The following is a 17,100-nucleotide window of genomic DNA, read 5'->3' as shown; positions in this document are numbered from 1 at the left end:
TCAAGAAAAAATTATTTTAATTAAAATAAAAACAATAGATTTATTTTAATATTTTAAAGCTTATCGATTTCATGTAATAATTCTTTAACTAAATCTTCTTCTTTTACCTTTCTAATTATTTTACCTTTTTTAAAAATAAGGCCTTCGCCATTACCTCCAGCTATTCCTATATCAGCTTCTCTAGCCTCTCCAGGACCATTTACTACACATCCCATTATGGCAACCTTTATATTTTTATTATTATTAACTAATCGTTCTTCTACCTGCTTTGCTATATTTATTAAATCTATTTGAGTTCTTCCGCATGTAGGACAAGAAATAAACTCAATACCTTTACTTACTAATCCAATAGATTTTAAAATTTCCTTACCTACTTTGACCTCATCTATAGGATCCCCTGTAAGAGAAACTCTAATAGTATCACCTATACCTTCACAAAGCAATGTTCCTATTCCAATACTAGACTTTATAGTTCCCCTCCATACTGTGCCAGATTCAGTTACTCCTAAATGCAATGGATAATCAACGTGTTTAGAAACTAGTCTATAGCTTTCAATCATTTGAACTACATTAGATGATTTAATAGATATTACTATATCATTAAAATTAAATTCTTCCAAAATATCTACATGTCTTAAAGCACTCTCTACAAGAGCTTCTGGACAGACCTTTCCATACTTTTGAAGTATATCTTTTTCAAGTGAACCAGAATTTACACCTATTCTTATAGGTATACCTTTTTCCTTTGCAGCTTCTGCTACTGCTTTGATTCTATCTTTATCACCAATATTCCCAGGATTTATTCTTAATGCAGATACACCGTTTTTTATTGAATTAAGAGCTAATCTATAGTCAAAATGTATATCTGCAACAAGTGGAATATGTATTTGCTGACATATATACTTTAATGCATCACTCGCTTCCATATCTGGAACAGCACATCTTATAATATCACAGCCTTCAGATTCTAATCTTAAGATTTGCGATACTGTTGCATCTATATTTCTAGTATCTGTATTAGTCATAGATTGAACTGTTATAGGTGAATCTCCGCCTACATATATATTCCCAACTCTTATTTTTTTAGTCTTTAGTCTATCCATAGAATTCTCCTCAATTTAGTTTAAAGTTTTATTGGATATAATATATCCTTTATAAGGATTACTATCATTAAAGTTATTAGTATAGCAAAACCAATATAATTTATTAATCCTATTTTATTATCATCTATTTTTTTGCGTGTAATAATCTCAAATAGCAATAAAAAAATCCATCCACCATCTAACGCAGGAAAAGGAATTATATTAAATATTGCAAGCTGAACGCTTAAATAAGCAGCAAAAGCAGCAAGCGGTATAATACCAGATTCTGCAACCTTTGTAGAAATTCTAATTATTGAAATAGGTCCACCAAAATCGTCTGCTGAAGCTTTACCAGTAAATATTGTTTTAAGCGCTCCAAAGGTTTGTTTTATTATAGTATTTGTTTGAGTTAAGCCATAGTATAAAGAATTAATTATATTTGGCTTTTCTAGCAGTGTTGGCCAAACTCCTACTATATATCTGTTCTCTTCTTTATTCATTACTGGTGTTACATTAATAGTTTTAATTTCGTTATTTCTTAAAAGCTTAATATTAAGATTTTCACCTTTAGCCATATAAACAACGGTAGAGAAATCATCCCAAGTAGTAACTTTCTTATTATTTATATTTATAATTTTATCACCTTTTTGAATTCCTGCATTATAAGCAGGTGAATTGATATCTACCTTATCAATAACAGGAATTAAAAAACCTCTTATTGCTCCTATTACAGCAAAAATAACAACAGCCAACACAAAATTCATAATAGGTCCAGCTGCAATAATACTTAACTTTCGAGCTGGAGTCTTTGATGAAAAGGCTCTAATATCTGAGACCTTCTCTTCCTCACCTAACATTTTAACATATCCTCCAAAAGGTAAGGCTTTTATTAAATATTCAGTTTCTTTACCTTTTATTCCAAACACCTTAGGACCCATTCCTATAGAGAATTCCTCCACTTTGACTCCATTTAGTTTGGCAAGGGTAAAATGACCAAGTTCATGTACTATCACTAGCACACTAAAGGCTAATATTGCACCTAATATGTAAATTAAATTCATTTATATACCTCCATTTAACACATATTTATTATAAATATATCTTCTTACATTTTCATTAGTTTCTAAAATATCCTCTATTGTAAACTTACTTACCCATGAGAATTTATTCATACATTCTTCAATAATATTAGCTATTTGTAAAAATGAAATTTTCTTTTGTAAAAATAATTCAACCGCAGCCTCATTTGCACTATTTAGAATTGTTGGGCAGGTACCACCTGTTTTCCCAGCTTCATATGCCAGCTTTAAACATTTAAAAGTTTCAAAGTCTGGCATTTCAAAAGTTAGATTACCTAAATTATAAAAATCTAATCTATCTACAATTGTTTTTCTTCTGCAAGGATAATTTAAAGCATACTGTATTGGAAGACGCATGTCTGTTGTTCCTAATTGTGCTATAACACTTCCATCATTATATTCTACCATTGAATGAATTATGCTTTGAGGATGTATTACTACATCAATATCGTTATAATCCATATCAAACAGCCAATGAGCTTCAATTACCTCTAGACCTTTATTCATAAGTGTAGCAGAATCAATTGAAATTTTTTTTCCCATATTCCATTTAGGATGTTTTAGAGCTTCATCAGCAGATACATTACATAAATCATTTAATTTTTTCCCTCTAAAAGGTCCTCCAGAAGCTGTAAGTATTACTCTATTAACGTCTTCTCTTTTGTTTCCTTGAAGACACTGAAATATAGCTCCATGTTCTGAATCCACTGGTAAAATCATTACGTTATAAGCATGTGCAGCGGCTTTAACAATTTCACCTCCTACTACTAATGTTTCCTTATTAGCTAGTGCGATATGCTTTCCTGATTTTATTGCATTTATAGTAGGTACTAATCCAATCATTCCTACAATTGATGTAACTATCATATCCACTTCAGGCAACGTTGCTACTATATTTAATCCTTCCATACCATAAATAACCTCTATAGATAAATTATTTATCTTACAATATTCCTTTATGTTTTCATAAGTAATTTTATCCATAACAGCTACGTATTTTGGTGAAAATTCTTTTATTATATCAATAGTTTTATGATAATTTTTATTAGATGATATACCAATTAATTTAAATTTATTTTTTTCTTTTCTAATGACGTCTAAAGTTTGAGAACCAATAGAACCAGTTGCACCTAAAATAGTAATATTCTTCAACTTTTGTACCTCCTATAAGCTTCTGTAATCAAAATATAAATATTTATTAAATAATAAACTAAGCAGTTATATAACCAGTATTTTATGAAACTACTTTACGGTATATAGACTGCTTTTTTATTAAAACACTATTAAAAATTTTATATTTATTATATGTATTTTAAATTCCCATAACAAAGGTTATATAATAATATACTACAACTGATGTAAAAAGTATGCTATCAAATCTATCTAATATTCCACCATGTCCTGGTATTAAGTTGCTATAATCTTTAACATTAACATATCTTTTTATGGAAGATGCACTTAAATCACCAAATTGACTAAAAATCCCACATAATATTCCTATTAATATATAATTATAATAATGTATATTCACTCCCAATTTAGTAATAATCATACCAAATAATGTGCATCCAATAATACTACCAAATAAACCTCCAATAGAACCCTCTATAGTCTTTTTGGGACTTACTCTCGGACATAATTTATTCATTCCTAAATATTTTCCAACATAATATGCGGCTGTATCACATAACCAAGAAGATATAAACACTAGCCATATTAAATAATTACCATATGATTTTTGATTTATCAAAACAATAAAACTAAAAAAAACTCCTATATATAAAAATCCAAATATAGTAATAGAAAGGTCAATAAAATTATATTTCACATTAATTATAGGTATACACAGCATTATAAAAACTCCTGCTATTATAAGTAGAAGGATAATATCAAATTTTATTGTATTACTTAATAATATATAATAAATAATGCATAACATATAACCTATATACTTCAAAGGGTTAATATTCTTTTGTTTTACAGTAGTATAAAATTCGTGCATTCCAATTAAGGACAAAATTAAAGTAAAATACTTAAGATACACCCCACCAATAAATAAAAATATTAACATTGGTGATAATAACACAGCACCTAAATATCGTTTATTCATAATTAACACCCCTACTTTATTCCACCAAACCGTCTATTACGTTTCTGATAATCTAAAATAGCTTGATGAAGATGCTCTTTTCTAAAATCAGGCCATTTTATATTAGACATCCAAAACTCGGAGTAAGCACATTGCCATAGTAGAAAATTACTTAACCTTTGTTCACCACTAGGTCTAATTATTATATCTGGATCAGGCATTCCAGCAGTATATAGATAACTTGATACTAAATCTTCAGAAATATCTTCTTCTTTTAGTTTCCCATACTTTAAATCTTTGTAAAGTTTTTTAAAAGCATTTACAATATCATCTCTACCACCGTAGTTAAGGGCCAAGTTCAAAACTAATCCTGTATTATTCTTGGTCTTATCATAAGCATACTTAAGCTCTTTCTGACAAACCAATGGAAGCTTTGACGTATCACCTATAGAATTTATTATTACATTATTAGAATTAAGTTCTTCAAATTCACCTCTTAAATATTCCACTAATAATTTCATTAATGCATTAACTTCTTCAATTGGTCTTTTCCAATTTTCTGTGGAAAAAGCATATAAAGTAAGATATTTTATTCCGAGTTTACTGCATTCTTTTACTATTTCTCTTATCGTTTCTACACCTGCTCTATGTCCAGCTGTTCTAGGAAGGTTTTTCTCTTTTGCCCATCTGCCATTACCGTCCATGATAATAGCAATATGCCTTGGCAAATTATCAATGTCTAATTCATCAGATATTTTATAGGAATCTTTACTATTCCATTTAAAAAGCTTCCACACGAGAATTCTCTCCATTCATATGTATTATCTGGTTTTTAATATATTTATTAATAAAACCTGCACGTATGCAGGTTTTATTAATAATCCACCTAAACAGACATAATTTCTTTTTCTTTGACTTCAATAATTTTGTCTATTTCTTTTATATAGTTGTCAGTTTTCTTTTGTATATCATCTTCTGCTTTTTTAAGATCGTCTTCAGATATTTCATTATTTTTCTTTAACGCTTTAATTTTATCATTACTTTCTCTTCTAATTGATCTAACAGCCACTTTACTTTCTTCACCTATTTTTTTTACGTTCTTTACTAGATTCTTTCTTGTTTCCTCAGTTAATTCTGGAATTATTAATCTAATAACTGAACCATCATTAGATGGAGTAAGTCCTAAATCTGATTTTAGTATAGCTTTTTCAATATTTTTTATAGAACTCTTTTCCCAAGGCTGTATCAATATTAGTCTTGGTTCTGGAGCAGAAACATTTGCTACTTGATTTATAGGCAGCATACTTCCATAATATTCTACTTCCAGCCTATCTAATATTGTAGGATTAGCTCTACCCGCTTTCATAGAAGCTAATTCTTTTTTTAAAACTGCAATAGTTTTATTCATTTTGTCTTCAGCAGTATGAATAATGTCTTTAATCATAGAATTCCCTCCTGTATTATTACCTATTATCATTATTTTGATACTAGTGTACCAATTTGTTCACCTAATATAGCTTTTTTAATGTTTCCACCTTCATCAAGGCCAAATACAATTATAGGAATGTTATTATCCATACATAGAGAAGTGGCTGTTGAGTCCATTACTTGAAGACCTTGCTCTAACACTTGAATGTAACTAAGTTTATCATATTTTTTAGCATCAGAATATTTATTCGGATCTTTATCATATACACCGTCAACTTTTTTTGCTAACAATATAGCATCAGCTTCAATTTCAGCCGCTCTTAAAGCAGCTGTAGTATCTGTTGAAAAATAAGGATTTCCAGTACCTGCTGCAAAAATAACAACTCTACCTTTTTCTAAATGTCTCATAGCTCTTCTTCTTATAAAAGGTTCTGCTACTTCCTTCATTTCAATAGCTGTTTGAACTCTAGTATTAACTCCAATATTTTCAAGTGAATCTTGTAATGCAAGTGCGTTGATGCATGTAGCTAACATACCCATATAGTCAGCAGTTGTTCTATCCATACCTTGGCCGCTTCTACCACGCCAAATATTACCTCCACCTACAACCGCACCTATTTCTACTCCAAGTTCAACAAGTTCCTTAATTTCTTCAGCAATTCGTTTTGTTACATTAAAATCAATTCCGAAACCATTTTCTCCTGCTAGTGCTTCACCAGAAAGCTTAAGCATTATTCTTTTATATTTAGCGGTTTCCATATATATTATACCTCCAAAGCAGTAAAAATTACATACTTAATAACAAATTTCCAAATTAAAAGACTTATTTTAAAAAAAGAGAACACAAGGTGTCCTCTTTTTACATTCTTATCCCTGTTGCATTTGTTTGCGAACCTCTTCAGCAAAGTTTTCTTCCTTCTTCTCAATTCCCTCGCCTTTTTCAAATCTTACAAATCTTGTAACAGTTATTGGTGCGCCAACTTCCTTAGATTTTTCTTGAAGATACTTTGTGATTGTGTAATCTGCATTTCTAATCCAAACTTGTTCAATAAGACAATTTTCTTTATAATATTTTTGTATTCTTCCTTGAACCATCTTTTCTGCAATGTTTTCTGGTTTTCCTTCATTCATAGCTTGAACTTTGTATATTTCTCTTTCTTTTTCTAAAGTTTCGGAATCTACCTGTTCTCTATTTAAGAATAATGGATTAGCTGCAGCAACTTGCATAGCTAAATCTTTAGCTACAGTTAAAACAACATCGCTTTCCTTTTCGCATGCTACTTCAACTAAAACTCCAATTCTTCCACCGCCATGAATATAGTTTTGTACAACACCCTTATCAATTGAAAATTTTTGAAATCTTCTAACTGCCATATTTTCGCCTAATTTAGCAATTAATGCGGTAACAGCTTCTTTAATTGTTATATTTGAATCTGCTATGTACTTTTCCTCAATAAATTCATCAACAGTTGTTGCAGTTGTTGATGCTGCTTGTTTAGCTATGTTTTTACTTAATTTAGAAAACTCCTCATTAGCGGAAACAAAATCTGTTTCACAATTAACTTCAACTATAGCTCCAGATTTGTTATCTTCACTAATATATGTTTCTACTAAACCTTCAGCTGCTATTCTTCCAGCTTTCTTAGCAGCAGCAGCTAAGCCTCTTTCTCTTAAAATTTCTATAGCCTTTTCTAAATCCCCGTTAGATTCGTTTAATGCTTTTTTGCACTCCATCATTCCTGCGCCAGTTCTTTCTCTTAACTCTTTAACCATTTGTGCGGTAATCATATCATATTCCTCCTGTAAAAAAGTTAATTTAAAAGGTAAATGAAGGACTCTTCACCTACCTTTTATCTTTTTTATCTAATTAACTGAACTATTCAGCTAACTGTTCACCTTGTCTTCCTTCAATTATAGCATCTGATATTTTAGCAGTTATTAATTTAACAGCTCTAATAGCATCATCATTTCCTGGTATTACATAATCAACTTCATCTGGATCACAGTTAGTATCTACTATTGCAACTACAGGTATTCCAAGAATCTTAGCTTCAGATATAGCATTTTTCTCTTTTCTTGGGTCTACAACGAATAAAGCTCCAATATTATTGCTTTCCATATTCTTTATTCCACCAAGATTTTTCTCAAGTTTCTCTTTTTCATTTCTTAACTTGATTACTTCTTTCTTAGGAAGAACATCAAACGTTCCATCTTCTTCCATTGCATTTAACTCTTCTAATCTTCTTATTCTAGCCTTTATAGTTCTAAAATTTGTAAGCATTCCACCTAACCATCTGTTGTTAACGAAATGCATACCGCTTCTAACTGATTCTTCCTGAATAGCTTCTTGAGCTTGTTTCTTAGTACCTACAAAAAGAATATCCTTTCCTTCAGCAGATACGCTCTTTACAAATTCATAAGCTTCTTCAATTTTTTTAACAGTTTTTTGTAAATCAATAATGTAGATTCCATTTCTTTCTGTAAAAATGTATGGAGCCATCTTTGGATTCCATCTTCTTGTTTGATGTCCAAAATGAACACCTGCTTCTAGTAATTGTTTCATTGAAATAACTGACATATTTTTACCTCCTTGGTTTTTACCTCCATTATCTTCATACTTATAAATTACCCCGTTAGAGCACCAACCTATAAGTTAGATAATGTGTGTATTTTCTCCTTATGTAGTATAGCATATTGATTTTTGCTATTCAACAATAAATTAGAAATTATTTAATAATTTTTTCAAATATCATAGATATAATGTATTTAATCACACCGATTATGATATTTATAAAATATTAACAAATTGCTACTTTATTTTTTTTAATTCATCTAAAAGTTTATCATTTAATATTTTGATATGAGTTCCTTTCATACCTAGTGATCTGGATTCTATAACGCCAACACTTTCAAATTTTCTAAGTGCATTTACTATTACTGACCTTGTTATTCCTACTTTATCAGCAATTTTTGAAGCTACCAAAAGTCCTTCATTGCCTTCAAGTTCATTAAAGATATGTTCAACAGCTTCTAGTTCTGAATATGATAATGTTCCTATTGCTAACTGAACAACAGCTTTTTTTCTGGCTTCCTCTTCGATCTCCTCATTTTTAGATCTTAGAATTTCTATACCTATTATTGTGGCGCTATATTCAGCAATAACTAAGTCATCATCTGTAAATTTCTCATTAAATCTTGCTAAAAGAAGAGTTCCTAATCTTTCTCTATTTCCCATAATAGGAAGAATAGTTGAAAGTTTATTTTCTACTTCACAATTCATTTCTTCTTCAAAAACACATATTCCATCATTTGTTAAATTAGCCTGTGTTTCGTGTATATTTAGCAACTTTGAATTGTAAATTTCCGGAAAACGCATTTCGTTTATAATTTTATTTTTTACAACTTCACATTCAAAATTTGATGAAAGATTATATCCAAGGATTTTACCTTTTCTACTAATTATATATACATTACATGATAAAACATCGCTTAATAATTTGCAAATATCATCAAAAACAACCGGCTCTGTTCCTGACTTCTGTAATATTTTATTAAGCATTCGAGTTTTACTTAATAAAGATGACATTTATATTCCTCCTTAGCTTTTGCTATATTAATAGAACCAAACCTTTAATAAAAACAAATTTTAACAAAACTGAAGTACACCTAAGTTTTAAATCTTATAGTTTGACTTTTTTAAAAATTTAGAATTGTTTAGTTTTACTTAATAATAATATCATAACATTAATTGTATTTCAACAATGTTTTTATTAATTTCGACATAAAATTTCTATTTACTACTTATCATTTTTATATATTTTGTTTTTACAATTTTCATTTGTACATTCATATGTTAAGCCTTTAGTTTTTGTATATTTTTTAACCATAAGTCCTTGACAAGCTGGACATTTTTCCAATATAGGTTCATACCAACTTACAAAATCACAATTAGGATAGTTACTACATCCGAAAAATTTCTTGCCTTTTTTACTTTTTTTTACAAGTATATTTCCACCACATTTAGGACATACAACATCTAATTGTTCTACAATTGGTTTAGTATTTTTACATTCAGGATACCCAGGACATGCAAGAAAATCTCCGAATCTTCCACGCTTTATAACCATATTTCTTCCACATTTATCACATATTTCTTCACTTACTTTATCCTCAATTGTGATTTTTGAAATTTCTTTTTCAGCAATTTCTACCGACTTTTGAATAGGTTTGAAAAACTCATCTACAACATTATTCCAGCGTGCTTTTCCTTCCTCAATACTATCTAATTTATTTTCCATTTCGGCAGTAAATTCAATATCTACAATTTCTTTAAAGTACTCACTAACAATACTATTTACAATAATTCCTAATTCTGTTGGAATAACTGTTTTTTTATCTCTTTGTATATATTTTCTATCTAATAAAGTAGATATAATAGGAGCATATGTACTAGGACGACCTATTCCATTTTCTTCTAATGTTTTTACTAATGTAGCTTCTGAAAATCTAGAAGGTGGCTGAGTAAAATGTTGTTTACCTTCAATAGATTTTTTTAGTAATCTTTCGCCTTCATTAACCTCAGGAATATTAGTGGTTTCTTCTTCTTCTTCAAAGTTATATTGATACAATTTCATAAAACCATCAAATTTTATATTAGAACCATTAGCTCTAAGCTGATATGGTTTATTTTCAACTTCTACAGAAATTGTATCCAATATACACGAAGACATCTGACTAGCTATAAACCTATTCCAAATTAAAGTATATAATTTAAACTGTTCATCTTTTAAACTGTCTTTAATTGAGTCTGGAGTTAAATCAATATATGTTGGCCTTATAGCTTCATGAGCATCTTGTATATTTTTCTTTCCCTTAAATATTCTAGGAGTGCTTGGAGCATATTTATCACCATAAGTATTTATTATAAAATCTTTTGCTGATTTTTGAGCATCCTCTGAAACTCTAACAGAATCTGTTCTCATATAAGTTATTAATCCTAATGTACCATGTCCTCTAACATCTACACCTTCGTATAATTGCTGTGCAATAGACATAGTTTTTCTGGTAGCAAAGTTTAATTTCCTATACGCATCTTGCTGCAGAGTACTAGTAGTAAATGGAGGTAATGGATTTTTATTTTTGTTAGATCTTTTAATTTTAATAACATTAAATTCCCCTTGTTCTAGCTCAGCTATAATTTTTTTACATTCTTCCTCTGTATTTATTTCAATCTTATGGTTATCTCTAGATACCAATCTTACTGTAAAACTTTTTTTATCACTGCTTTTATAAAGTTTACATTGAATTGACCAATATTCTTTAGATACAAATTCAGTTATTTCTTTTTCTCTATCACAAATCATTTTTAAAGCAACAGACTGAACTCTTCCAGCACTTAAACCCCATTTTACCTTTTTCCATAGTACTGGACTTATTTCATAACCTACTAGTCTATCCAAAACTCTCCTAGCTTGTTGGGCATCAACTAAACTAGAATTAATTGCTCTAGGAGCCTTTATAGCATTTTTTACAGCATTTTTTGTAATTTCATTAAATTCAATTCTACATTTTTCATCTTTATCAATATTTAGAACCTGAGCTAAATGCCAAGAAATTGCCTCTCCCTCTCTATCAGGGTCAGTTGCTAAATAGATTTTCTCACTTTTTTTAGCAACCTTTTTAAGTTTTTCTAATAATTCTCCTTTTCCTCTAATTGTTATATATTTTGGATTATAATCCTTTTCTATATCTACACCTAATTGACTCTTGGGCAAATCTCGAACATGCCCCATAGAAGCTTCAACTATATAATTTTTACCTAAATATTTTCCAATAGTTTTAGCTTTTGCAGGTGATTCAACAATAACTAATCTTTGACCCATAAATCCCCCTAGTTTATTTTACTTAATAAGTATATAAACCAGAGTGTCACCCCCTTGTAATAAATTTGATATTCATTTTAATTATTTGTTATTTATTTTATAATATACTTTACGTTTTCATTTAATAAAATAAATTCTATATAGTTTTTTTATTTCTTACATAGTAATTACCAGCTAAACATATTATTTCGTCTTTTAACTGCAACTCAAATAATACCTCATATAGATGATTTATGTCAATATTAGTACTCCTAAGTATGTCATCTATATGTATTGGATTCTCATTTAATATGCAATAAATCTTTTTTTCAAGTGTACTTGAAAATTTAGGTTTAACTTTAATACTTTTAGAATATTTTAAATTAATTAGTCTAAATATATCTTCAATACAGGTTACAGGATAAGCACCATCATTTATTAGTTTATTACATCCTTTACTTTGATTTGAGAAAATGGAACCAGGGACTGCCATTACATCTTTCCCCTGCTGTAGTGCTAATCCAGCAGTTATTAAAGAACCGCTTTTCATTCCAGCCTCTACTACTATTACAATATCACTAAGTCCGCTTATAATTCTATTTCTTATTGGAAAATTTTGCGGAAGCGGCTGAGTCCCTGGGGGGAATTCTGATATGATGCATCCGGAATAAATTATTTTATCATATAGTGATTTATTTTCTTTTGGATAAATGATGTCAATTCCACACCCGATAACGCCACATGTAAAACCATTATTATCTATACATGCTACATGAGCACAAGAATCAATTCCTTTTGCTAAACCACTAATTACATTTACGTTATTTTTGGAAAGTTCTGTAGAAATAATTTTAGTAACATTTATACCATAGCTAGTGCAGTTTCTTGAACCTACTATTGATACGGAATATTCTTCATTTAACTTATTTAAATGTCCTTTATAAAATAAAATAGAAGGAGCATCTTCATATACTTTTAATTTTTGAGGATACAAGTCTTCATTATAAAGTATTAAATTAATATTGTTTTCTTTAATAATTTTTTTTATTTCATTGATTTTTAATCTATCCCAACTATTTTTTAAGTGCATTGATAATTTACTATCTAGTATTTGACCTTCATTACAACAAATCCATATATTTTCTGTAGTACCATACTTTTTTAATAAATCTAACTTAATTTTATGTGATAAGTTTACAGTTGAAAACCAGATATTATATTCTATCATTTTATCTCCTAATATACAGCTAAATTATATTTTCACCTAAAAATTTTCTGTATTGAATTGCTTCTATTACATCTTTTTCATCGATTTGCTCTCTACAATTTAAGTCAGCAATAGTTCTTGAAAGCTTAAGTATTCTACTATAAGCTCTATTACTCAAATGATATTTTTCATATATTTTTTCAAGTAATTTACCACTGTTTTCACTAAGCTGACAGTATTCATTAATTAGCTTTTGATTCATTTGAGCATTACAATATATATTTTCTTTGCTAAATCTATCTTTTTGAATTTGTCTAGCCAGTTCTACTCTTTTTCTTATAACTGTAGAGGACTCACCCCTTTTTTTTCCTTTAATATCCTTATATTTCAATGAAGCAACAAATACAAAAAGATCTATTCGATCTAACAATGGCCCTGAAAGCTTACTGATGTACCTTTTCCTTTCATAATCAGAACAGGTGCATTGTTTTATATCGCTACCGTAATATCCGCAAGGACAGGGATTTAATGCTCCAACTAACATAAAATTAGCAGGGTAACTTGTGCAGCCCGTAGCTCTAGAAATACGTATTACTTTATCTTCTAAAGGTTGTCTTAATACTTCTAATACGCTCTTTTTAAACTCTAATAATTCATCCAGAAAAAGTACTCCATTATGAGCTAATGATATTTCTCCTGGAATTAGGTTTCGCCCACCTCCAACCAATGCTACATTTGAACTTGTATGATGTGGACTTCTAAAAGGTCTGTGTTTTATCAAACCTTCTTCTTTTAAATTTCCTGTAACACTATAAACCTTAGTAACCTCAAGAGCTTCATCATAACTTAGTTTAGGAAGAATACTAGGTACTCTATATGCAATCATGCTTTTGCCAGAACCTGGAGGTCCAAATAATATAATGTTATGCCCTCCTGCAGCTGCAATCTCAATGGCTCTTTTAGCACTTTCTTGTCCTACAACATCTTCAAAATCATAATTAAAAGAATTCGCACTTATATCACTTTCATCCATAGTTGGAATAAAAGGTAACATATCTTTATTTTCAAGAAAAGCTGTTACTTGTTTTAAATCATTAAAAGAATAAATACTTGAATTTTTAACAATTGAACATTCTTTAGCATTATTATTAGGAACAATATAATTTTTTATATTATTTTTCATTCCTTCTATAACTATAGGTAGTGCTCCCTTTACTTTTTTCAGCTCTCCAGATAAAGATAATTCCCCCATAAAAATATAGTTCTCTAATTCATCAAATTTAATTTGTTCTGTCGCTATTAATATTCCAATTGCTATAGGAAGATCAAATTGAGAACCATCCTTTCTTAAATCAGCTGGAGCTAGATTTACTGTAATTCTATTCACTGGAAAATCAAATCCAGAATTTATAATTGCAGATCTTACTCGTTCTTTTGATTCTCTTACAGAAGTATCTGGTAGACCTACTATATTGAAACTTGGAAGCCCACTAGTAATATCAATTTCTACAGATACCAAAACCCCATCAATTCCACTAAAAGCAGCAGTATTTATTGTAATAGCCATAAAATCACCTCTAAGGATAGATTATTGACAATTGTTTTATTTTTATAACAATAATTCATTTTATAATTATCAGAATTTTTAAAATTAGACCTTGTAAATACAACTTAGATATTCTAATATATTATAAATATCAATATATAACACTAATAATAAGGAGAAACAAATAATGAAATCTTTAAATAAAAATATAGGCTTTTATGGAGAAGATATTGCTGCTAACTATCTTAAAAATTTAGGATACATTATATTTGAAAGGAATTTTAGATGTTATATAGGTGAGATAGATATAATAGGAAAAGATAATACTTATATTGTTTTTGTTGAAGTTAAAACTAGATATGACAACAACTATGGCACTCCAGCAGAATCTGTAACTTATTCAAAACAGCGAAAAATATATAAGACTGCTCAATACTATATACTAAAAAATAATATACATAAATTAAATTTTCGCTTTGATGTTATTGAAATAATATTAAACGATACAAAAAATGCACCTACAATACGACTAATAAAAAATGCATTTCAAATATAAAAACTAAGCTTAATAGCTTAGTTTTTATGCAGAATATTACTTAAAAAGCATCTTCTATGTATTTTACAAGGTCCATATTTTTTTATTGAATCAATATGTTCTTTTGTACCATAACCAGCATTCTCTTCAAAACCATAATAAGGATATATCTTAGAATATTCTTTCATCAAATTATCTCTATAAACTTTTGCAATAATTGAAGCACATGCAATACTAGCGCTCTTTTCATCACCTTTTATTACATGTTCATTTTTTACATTATAATTTTTAATAGAGTATCCATCAGAAAGGACAAAATTAGGAGTTAAAGTTAGCTTGTTTATTGCTAGTTTAAATACTTCATTATTACACCAAGCTATTCCATTCATATCGATTATATTGCTATCTATTAGTCCTATACTATAACTAACAGCTTTTTGTTTTATTATTTCACAAAGATCCTCTCTTACTTTTGCAGATAACTTTTTTGAATCTTTAATTCCTAATATAAAATTTTTATCTTCTAATGTATGTAAATCCAATACTACAGCTGCAGCTACTATCGGTCCAGCCAGCGGACCTCTTCCAACTTCATCAACCCCAGCAAGGTATCCAGTATTTATGTACTGCTTATCAAAATTATACATACATTTAACTCTATCTAATTCTTCTTTTCTATTTTTTATGAAGTTTATAATTTTTATACCCAAATTTTGTACGTTTTTTCTTTTATCCATTTTTAGTATCTCTGCAATTTTATAAAAATGCTGGTCAGATAAATCAAAATCTAAATAAGATTTCTTCAAGTAATCAACATAATCTTTTATTTTTATATATTTAATACTTGAAAATTTATTTATATAATAAGTTTCATTAAAAATTTCCATAAAATATTCTCCCTATAACTAAGGTCTTTCTAAAGATATAGCACCAAGCTTTCCACCTCTAAATTCATCTAACAACAATACAGATATCCTATTATAATCAATACTCCCGCCAGAAGATAGAGTACCTCTCTTTCTCGCAATGCTATTCATATTAGTAAGTGGATCTTCACTTAATGAATCAAGCTTATATCTTTCTATTAATCTACCTGGATACAGTTTTTGAAGTCTTTCTAAAAGTTTTAGTGCTAATTCTTCTATATCCATAATTTCATCTTTTATAGCACCTGTAAAAGCCAAATTGAGCGCTACTTCAGTATCTTCAAATTTTGGCCAAAGTATTCCTGGAGTATCCATTAGCTCAATACCTAATTTCGTTTTAATCCACTGCCTACTTTTAGTTACACCAGGTCTATCTCCAGTTTTTGCTATATTATTTTTAGCCATTTTATTAATAAAAGATGATTTACCTACATTAGGTATTCCTACTACCATAACACGTGTAGTTATATTTATTATTCCTTTTGATTTTAATTTTGTATGCTTTTCCTTCAAAAGATTGTCTAACGCAGGCTTTATATTATTTAACCCTGATCCCGACATACTATTTACCGCAATAGCACATACATTTTCTTTAGACAATTTTTTTATCCATTGGTTAGTTATTTCACTCTCGCTAAGATCGCTTTTATTTAACAATATAAGTCTGGGTTTACTACCACAAATATCATCAATATCTGGATTAGTACTTGATTTAACAATTCTAGCATCTCTTATTTCTATAACTGCATCTATAACTTTAATATTTTCTTTTAATTCTCTTCTTGTTTTAGCCATGTGTCCAGGGAACCAATTTATAGCCATATTCTACCTAACCTTTCCTATCTTATTAAATGGATATATTCTTATTGAAGCTTTACCCACAACAAGTTTTAAATTTATAAATCCAACATCTGGAAATCTACTATCTTTACTGTTATTTCTATTATCTCCTAAAACAAAAATAGTATTTTTCGGCACAGTAGTTTCAGGGTAGTATCCATTTATAATTTTCTCATTTAAATAAGGTTCATTTTTTTCAATACCATTTACATATAACTTATTATCCTCAATTTTAACTTTATCTCCGCTAACAGCAATTACTCTCTTAATAAATTTTTCTCTTGTATCAGCAGGATATTTAAACACTACAATATCACCCACTTCAGGCTTTCTAAAATAATAAGATACCTTTTCAACTATTAATCTGTCTTTATGGTCTAGTGTAGGAAACATTGACTGACCATCTACACTGACTGTTTCAAAAACAAAAGTTATAATAAGTATAGCTGCAATTATAGCTATTACAATAGATTTAACTAACTCTACTATTTCTTTAATCAATTTAAT

General features: G+C 29.0%; 17 protein-coding genes. 1 reads left to right on the top strand and 16 read right to left on the bottom strand.

Translation table 11 applies throughout. The features are described 5' to 3' along the window. Positions 1 to 53: 53 nt before the first annotated feature. The 13 genes from ispG to M2651_RS06160 form a co-directional block, all read right to left on the bottom strand. Positions 54 to 1,103: a flavodoxin-dependent (E)-4-hydroxy-3-methylbut-2-enyl-diphosphate synthase gene (gene ispG, locus M2651_RS06220; protein ID WP_252131487.1), complete on the bottom strand. Its 1,050-nt coding sequence runs from the start codon at positions 1,101 to 1,103 to the stop codon at positions 54 to 56. A 20-nt stretch (positions 1,104 to 1,123) separates the two neighbouring features. After that, entirely contained in the window at positions 1,124 to 2,134 is a 1,011-nt protein-coding gene (rseP, locus tag M2651_RS06215; protein WP_252131532.1) for an RIP metalloprotease RseP, read from the bottom strand. Positions 2,135 to 2,143: 9 nt separating this feature from the next. Beyond that, positions 2,144 to 3,313, bottom strand: a complete 1,170-nt coding sequence (gene dxr, locus M2651_RS06210) for a 1-deoxy-D-xylulose-5-phosphate reductoisomerase (RefSeq protein ID WP_252131486.1) — start codon at positions 3,311 to 3,313, stop codon at positions 2,144 to 2,146. A gap of 160 nt (positions 3,314 to 3,473) precedes the next feature. Beyond that, the gene (locus M2651_RS06205; RefSeq protein WP_252131485.1) at positions 3,474 to 4,271 is read right to left on the bottom strand and encodes a phosphatidate cytidylyltransferase; all 798 of its coding nucleotides are present in this window, start codon (positions 4,269 to 4,271) and stop codon (positions 3,474 to 3,476) included. A gap of 11 nt (positions 4,272 to 4,282) precedes the next feature. After that, complete coding sequence (gene uppS, locus M2651_RS06200; RefSeq protein ID WP_252131484.1) at positions 4,283 to 5,047, bottom strand: undecaprenyl pyrophosphate synthase; 765 nt, start codon at positions 5,045 to 5,047, stop codon at positions 4,283 to 4,285. Between the two features lie 89 nt (positions 5,048 to 5,136). Then, the gene (gene frr / locus M2651_RS06195) at positions 5,137 to 5,694 is read right to left on the bottom strand and encodes a ribosome recycling factor (RefSeq protein ID WP_252131483.1); all 558 of its coding nucleotides are present in this window, start codon (positions 5,692 to 5,694) and stop codon (positions 5,137 to 5,139) included. Between the two features lie 32 nt (positions 5,695 to 5,726). Continuing rightward, on the bottom strand, positions 5,727 to 6,437 hold the full coding sequence (pyrH, locus tag M2651_RS06190) for a UMP kinase (protein ID WP_252131482.1): 711 nt from the start codon (positions 6,435 to 6,437) through the stop codon (positions 5,727 to 5,729). A gap of 108 nt (positions 6,438 to 6,545) precedes the next feature. After that, positions 6,546 to 7,466: a translation elongation factor Ts gene (gene tsf, locus M2651_RS06185; protein ID WP_252131481.1), complete on the bottom strand. Its 921-nt coding sequence runs from the start codon at positions 7,464 to 7,466 to the stop codon at positions 6,546 to 6,548. A gap of 88 nt (positions 7,467 to 7,554) precedes the next feature. Next, on the bottom strand, positions 7,555 to 8,256 hold the full coding sequence (gene rpsB / locus M2651_RS06180) for a 30S ribosomal protein S2 (protein ID WP_252131480.1): 702 nt from the start codon (positions 8,254 to 8,256) through the stop codon (positions 7,555 to 7,557). A gap of 231 nt (positions 8,257 to 8,487) precedes the next feature. Continuing rightward, positions 8,488 to 9,264 (bottom strand): GTP-sensing pleiotropic transcriptional regulator CodY, encoded by a 777-nt coding sequence (codY, locus tag M2651_RS06175; protein WP_252131479.1) that lies wholly within the window; start codon positions 9,262 to 9,264, stop codon positions 8,488 to 8,490. Between the two features lie 211 nt (positions 9,265 to 9,475). Then, on the bottom strand, positions 9,476 to 11,560 hold the full coding sequence (gene topA, locus M2651_RS06170; RefSeq protein WP_252131478.1) for a type I DNA topoisomerase: 2,085 nt from the start codon (positions 11,558 to 11,560) through the stop codon (positions 9,476 to 9,478). A 136-nt stretch (positions 11,561 to 11,696) separates the two neighbouring features. Then, positions 11,697 to 12,767, bottom strand: coding sequence for a DNA-processing protein DprA (gene dprA / locus M2651_RS06165; RefSeq protein ID WP_252131477.1), 1,071 nt, complete (start codon positions 12,765 to 12,767; stop codon positions 11,697 to 11,699). Positions 12,768 to 12,786: 19 nt separating this feature from the next. Then, a complete protein-coding gene (locus M2651_RS06160) occupies positions 12,787 to 14,313 on the bottom strand; it encodes a YifB family Mg chelatase-like AAA ATPase (RefSeq protein WP_252131476.1) in 1,527 nt (508 codons plus the stop codon). Positions 14,314 to 14,479: 166 nt separating this feature from the next. On the opposite strand from M2651_RS06160, the gene M2651_RS06155 reads away from it, so the two are divergent. Beyond that, the gene (locus tag M2651_RS06155; protein WP_252131475.1) at positions 14,480 to 14,848 is read left to right on the top strand and encodes a YraN family protein; all 369 of its coding nucleotides are present in this window, start codon (positions 14,480 to 14,482) and stop codon (positions 14,846 to 14,848) included. A 17-nt stretch (positions 14,849 to 14,865) separates the two neighbouring features. Here M2651_RS06155 and rnhB read toward each other — a convergent pair whose 3' ends face one another. The 3 genes from rnhB to lepB are packed head-to-tail and all read right to left on the bottom strand — an operon-like array spanning position 14,866 to position 17,094. After that, a complete protein-coding gene (gene rnhB, locus M2651_RS06150) occupies positions 14,866 to 15,714 on the bottom strand; it encodes a ribonuclease HII (RefSeq protein WP_252131474.1) in 849 nt (282 codons plus the stop codon). A gap of 18 nt (positions 15,715 to 15,732) precedes the next feature. Beyond that, complete coding sequence (gene ylqF / locus M2651_RS06145; protein WP_252131473.1) at positions 15,733 to 16,575, bottom strand: ribosome biogenesis GTPase YlqF; 843 nt, start codon at positions 16,573 to 16,575, stop codon at positions 15,733 to 15,735. 3 nt (positions 16,576 to 16,578) lie between these two features. Next, entirely contained in the window at positions 16,579 to 17,094 is a 516-nt protein-coding gene (gene lepB / locus M2651_RS06140) for a signal peptidase I (protein ID WP_252131472.1), read from the bottom strand. Positions 17,095 to 17,100 lie beyond the last annotated feature (6 nt).

Origin of the sequence: Clostridium caldaquaticum (assembly GCF_023806125.1) — a bacterium.
Lineage (GTDB): Bacteria > Bacillota > Clostridia > Clostridiales > Clostridiaceae > Clostridium_AT > Clostridium_AT caldaquaticum.
This window is presented reverse-complemented; position numbering and strand designations above follow the sequence as displayed.

Bases quoted from the DNA above. Each gene is read 5' to 3' on its own strand.
- ispG (WP_252131487.1), bottom strand. From the start codon at position 1,103: ATGGATAGACTAAAGACTAAAAAAATAAGAGTTGGGAATATATATGTA.
- M2651_RS06205 (WP_252131485.1), bottom strand. From the start codon at position 4,271: ATGAATAAACGATATTTAGGTGCTGTGTTATTATCACCAATGTTAATA.
- frr (WP_252131483.1), bottom strand. From the start codon at position 5,694: ATGATTAAAGACATTATTCATACTGCTGAAGACAAAATGAATAAAACT.
- pyrH (WP_252131482.1), bottom strand. From the start codon at position 6,437: ATGGAAACCGCTAAATATAAAAGAATAATGCTTAAGCTTTCTGGTGAA.
- tsf (WP_252131481.1), bottom strand. From the start codon at position 7,466: ATGATTACCGCACAAATGGTTAAAGAGTTAAGAGAAAGAACTGGCGCA.
- rpsB (WP_252131480.1), bottom strand. From the start codon at position 8,256: ATGTCAGTTATTTCAATGAAACAATTACTAGAAGCAGGTGTTCATTTT.
- codY (WP_252131479.1), bottom strand. From the start codon at position 9,264: ATGTCATCTTTATTAAGTAAAACTCGAATGCTTAATAAAATATTACAG.
- topA (WP_252131478.1), bottom strand. From the start codon at position 11,560: ATGGGTCAAAGATTAGTTATTGTTGAATCACCTGCAAAAGCTAAAACT.
- dprA (WP_252131477.1), bottom strand. From the start codon at position 12,767: ATGATAGAATATAATATCTGGTTTTCAACTGTAAACTTATCACATAAA.
- M2651_RS06160 (WP_252131476.1), bottom strand. From the start codon at position 14,313: ATGGCTATTACAATAAATACTGCTGCTTTTAGTGGAATTGATGGGGTT.
- M2651_RS06155 (WP_252131475.1), top strand. From the start codon at position 14,480: ATGAAATCTTTAAATAAAAATATAGGCTTTTATGGAGAAGATATTGCT.
- rnhB (WP_252131474.1), bottom strand. From the start codon at position 15,714: ATGGAAATTTTTAATGAAACTTATTATATAAATAAATTTTCAAGTATT.
- ylqF (WP_252131473.1), bottom strand. From the start codon at position 16,575: ATGGCTATAAATTGGTTCCCTGGACACATGGCTAAAACAAGAAGAGAA.